This window comes from Streptomyces tricolor (assembly GCF_002155905.1).
GTDB lineage: Bacteria > Actinomycetota > Actinomycetes > Streptomycetales > Streptomycetaceae > Streptomyces > Streptomyces tricolor.
Genome location: NZ_MUMF01000918.1, coordinates 1 through 3535, shown reverse-complemented (window position 1 = coordinate 3535; position 3535 = coordinate 1). Strand labels below are relative to the sequence as shown.

Below are 3535 nucleotides of genomic sequence, written 5' to 3'. Positions count from 1 at the left end.
TAAGAGCCAGCCCAGGTACGCGCCCCCGTCCCGCACCCACTCCAGCGCCGGCTCGCCGAGCACCGCCGCGTCCAGCACCGCGTCCACACTCCCCGGCAGGCCCCCCTCGGCCGTGAAGCCCACGGCACCCAGCGAACGCACCAGCTCCTCGTCGCCCGCCCGCGCGTGCCCGGTCACCTCGATCCCCCGGTGCGCGGCCAGCTGCACGGCGAAGGCGCCGACGGCACCCGCCGCCCCGGTCACCAGCAGGGACGCACCCGGCGCGAGATCCAGCAGATCCAGCGCCTGCAACGCGGTCAGCCCGTTCAGCGGCAGGGTCCCCGCGTGCACGGCGTCCACCCCGGCCGGCGCCTTCGCCACCGCACCCGCCCCCACGACGACGTACTCGGCGTGCGCCCCCAGCGGCTCGGCCACCCCCGGCACCAGCGCCACCACCGGGTCACCCACCTGCCAGGCCGCCGCCACACCGACCGCGTCCACAGTCCCGGCCACGTCCCAGCCGAGCCCCAGCGTCTTGCCGGCCCCGCCGAAGAAGCCGGCGCGCACCCCGGCGTCCACCGGGTTGAGCGCCCCCGCGGCCACCTTGATCCGCACCTGCTCCGCCCCCGGCTCCGGCACCGGCACCTCCGCGATCTCCACCGCGTCCGGACCGCCGAACGTCCTCACCACCGCAGCACGCATGACAACTCTCCCTCGAAAACAAGCCAGTTGGCGATGTCCGCGACCCGTTCCGGCCGCACCACCAACCGTAGGAGAGCTACTATCCATGGGTAAGTAGTTACCTGAGAGTGCGTAGCCTTCCCGGAGGAGAGCCATGGCGACCATGACCGCAGCCCAGCGCCGCGAACAGGCCCGCGCCGACTACGACGCCTTCCTGCGCAGCTGCCCCACCAACCAGCTCCTCGGACGGCTCAGCGACAAGTGGGTCAGCCTCGTCGTCGCCGCCCTCGCCCCCGGCCCCCTGCGCTACAGCGACCTCGGCCGCAAGATCGCCGGGGTCAGCCCCAAGATGCTCACCCAGACCCTGCGCGCACTGGAACGCGACGGCATCATCAGCCGCACCGTCACCCCGTCCGTCCCCGTCCGCGTCGACTACGCGCTCACCCCGCTCGGCACCAGCCTCGCCGCCCTGCTCACCGCCGTGAAGGACTGGGCCGAGACCCACTTCGACGAGGTCCGCACGGCCCGCGAGCGCTACGACGCCGAGAACCCCGACTGACCGCCGCACCGCCACACCGCCGCACCGGCGCGACGGCTCAGAAGGCGTACGCGTCCCCGGTCGCCAGCACCAGCACCGTCATCCGGTCGTTCGTCCGGTCCTTGTCCGTCGCCCCCGCGCTCCACGCCGTGTCGACCTCCAGCGTCAGCTCCGACGTCCGCTCCCGCAGCCGTACCGGAACCAGCAACGGCTCCCCCGCCGCGTCCACGGCCAGCGGCCCCGTCCCGCACACCACCGACCGCTCGTCCTCCCGGGCACACCGGGCGGGCAGCGCCTGCTCGTCGGCCAGCTCCGCCGACCAGCGCAACCGCACCGTGGCGTCCGCGACCGCGGCGGGCCCGTGATTGCGCGGGGTCAGCCGCACCTCCACCCGGTCCCCCTCCAGCACCGCGCTCCCGTGAAAGGCCAGATCCGCCTCCGGCACCGGAGCGGCCACCGCGGTCCCCGGCACCAGCACGGCACCGGCACACAGCCCGGACAACACCCACGCCCGCATCCGCACGCCCCTCACCACTCCTCGCTCACGCGCCGCACCAACCGTGGGTACGACGTCCGTACGGATGTATGCCACGCGAGCCGCCCGCCAGGCGCCCTCCAACAGGTGACACCACTCCCGCCTGGGAAGCTGGGCCCATGTCCGTCCTCCGTTCCGCCGCCCTGTTCGTCGTCGCCGCCCTCCTGGAGATCGGCGGCGCCTGGCTGGTCTGGCAGGGCCTCAGGGAACACCGGGGCCGGCTGTGGATCGGCGGAGGCGTCCTCGCCCTCGGCGCGTACGGCTTCGTCGCCACCTTCCAGCCGGACGCCCACTTCGGCCGCGTCCTCGCCGCCTACGGCGGGATCTTCGTGGCCGGCTCGATCCTGTGGGGCGCCGTCGCCGACGGCTACCGCCCCGACCGCTGGGACATCACCGGGGCGCTGATCTGCCTCGCCGGGATGGCCGTGATCATGTGGGCGCCCCGGAACGGCGGCTGAAGGTCACTTACGCTGGACCGCACCGCAGTCACGCACCACCCCGACGCAGCCCCAGGAGCAGCCATGGCCACCGCCGCCCCGTCCGCCGCCTCCCGCATCGCCGTCGTCACCGGCGCGAGCAGCGGCATCGGCGCCGCCACGGCCCGGCAGCTCGCCGCGGCCGGCTACCGCGTCGTCCTCACCGCCCGCCGCAAGGACCGCATCGAAGCCCTCGCCGAGGAACTCACCCAGGCCGGCCACTCGGCCGTGGCCTACCAGCTGGACGTCACGGACCGCGCCGCCGTCGACGAGTTCGCCACCGCCTTCCAGACCATCGGCGTCCTCGTCAACAACGCGGGCGGCGCCCTCGGCGCCGACCCGGTCGCCACCGGCGACCCGGCCGACTGGCGCACGATGTACGAGACCAACGTCATCGGCACCCTGAACCTCACCCAGGCCCTGCTGCCCAAGCTGATCGCCGGCGGCGACGGCGTGATCGTGGTCGTCTCCTCCACCGCCGGCCACGGCACCTACGAGGGCGGCGGCGGCTACGTGGCCGCCAAGCACGGCGCCCACGTCCTCGCCGAGACCCTCCGCCTGGAGATCGTCGGCCAGCCCGTCCGGGTCATCGAGATCGCCCCCGGCATGGTCAAGACCGAGGAGTTCGCGCTGACCCGCTTCGGCGGGGACGCCGAGAAGGCCGCCAAGGTCTACGCGGGCGTCGCCGAACCCCTCACCGCCGACGACGTCGCCGAGACCATCACCTGGGCGGTGACCCGCCCCAGCCACGTCAACGTCGACCTCCTGGTGCTCCGCCCCCGCGCCCAGGCGTCCAACACCAAGGTCCACCGGGACCTGTGATGACCCCCGAGGAGCTGGAGAAGCGGCGCCTGGCGCAGGAGACCAGGAACGAACGGCAGGTCTGGTACTTCCTGGCCTACTTCCTCTTCGGCATCCACTTCATCGCGTTCGTCATGATCTACGCGGTACGGCACGCGAAGTAGCGCCCGCGCGCAGCGCCCGGCCGAGCAGCGCCTAGGCGAACGCGGGAAGGTGGCGCGCGACCCACTCCGCGAAGGGCGCCGCCGGCCGGCGCAGGACGGCCTCCACATCGGGGCTGACCCGCCGCTCGGCCGGCAACGGCGCCCCGAGCACGTCCAGCGTGCCGGCGACGACCCCCGCCGGCATGAACCGCGCCATCCCCGCGTACGCCTCCGCCCGCGACAGCTCCACGAACCGCACCTCCTCGCCCAGGGCCGCGGAGAGGACCTCCGCCTGCCGGCGCGGACCGATCGGCTCCGGGCCGGTCAGCTCGTACACCCGGCCCGCGTGCCCGTCCTCCCGCAGCGCGGCGGCGGCCACGGC

7 protein-coding genes are annotated in these 3535 nt (G+C 74.0%); 4 read left to right on the top strand and 3 right to left on the bottom strand.

The features are described from left to right. Positions 1 to 681: alcohol dehydrogenase catalytic domain-containing protein (locus CCN44_RS41485; RefSeq protein ID WP_086704374.1), on the bottom strand; the 681-nt coding region annotated here is incomplete at its 3' end. Between the two features lie 133 nt (positions 682 to 814). Here CCN44_RS41485 and CCN44_RS41480 point away from each other — a divergent pair. Further along, positions 815 to 1219: a winged helix-turn-helix transcriptional regulator gene (locus CCN44_RS41480; RefSeq protein ID WP_059251732.1), complete on the top strand. Its 405-nt coding sequence runs from the start codon at positions 815 to 817 to the stop codon at positions 1217 to 1219. Positions 1220 to 1256: 37 nt separating this feature from the next. Here the strand turns inward: CCN44_RS41480 and CCN44_RS41475 are convergent, their stop codons facing one another. After that, on the bottom strand, positions 1257 to 1715 hold the full coding sequence (locus CCN44_RS41475; RefSeq protein WP_059255164.1) for a hypothetical protein: 459 nt from the start codon (positions 1713 to 1715) through the stop codon (positions 1257 to 1259). 137 nt (positions 1716 to 1852) lie between these two features. Between CCN44_RS41475 and CCN44_RS41470 the strand changes: the two genes are divergently transcribed. From CCN44_RS41470 to CCN44_RS45365, 3 genes are all read left to right on the top strand, one after another. Next, complete coding sequence (locus CCN44_RS41470) at positions 1853 to 2191, top strand: YnfA family protein (protein WP_059251730.1); 339 nt, start codon at positions 1853 to 1855, stop codon at positions 2189 to 2191. 63 nt (positions 2192 to 2254) lie between these two features. Beyond that, positions 2255 to 3031: an SDR family NAD(P)-dependent oxidoreductase gene (locus CCN44_RS41465; protein WP_059251728.1), complete on the top strand. Its 777-nt coding sequence runs from the start codon at positions 2255 to 2257 to the stop codon at positions 3029 to 3031. Beyond that, a complete protein-coding gene (locus CCN44_RS45365; RefSeq protein ID WP_167404091.1) occupies positions 3031 to 3174 on the top strand; it encodes a hypothetical protein in 144 nt (47 codons plus the stop codon). Before CCN44_RS41465 ends, CCN44_RS45365 begins: the two co-directional genes overlap by 1 nt. Positions 3175 to 3205: 31 nt before the next feature. Here CCN44_RS45365 and CCN44_RS41460 read toward each other — a convergent pair. Further along, a partial coding sequence (locus CCN44_RS41460) for a Rossmann-fold NAD(P)-binding domain-containing protein (protein WP_462509671.1) occupies positions 3206 to 3535 on the bottom strand: 330 nt, incomplete at its 5' end.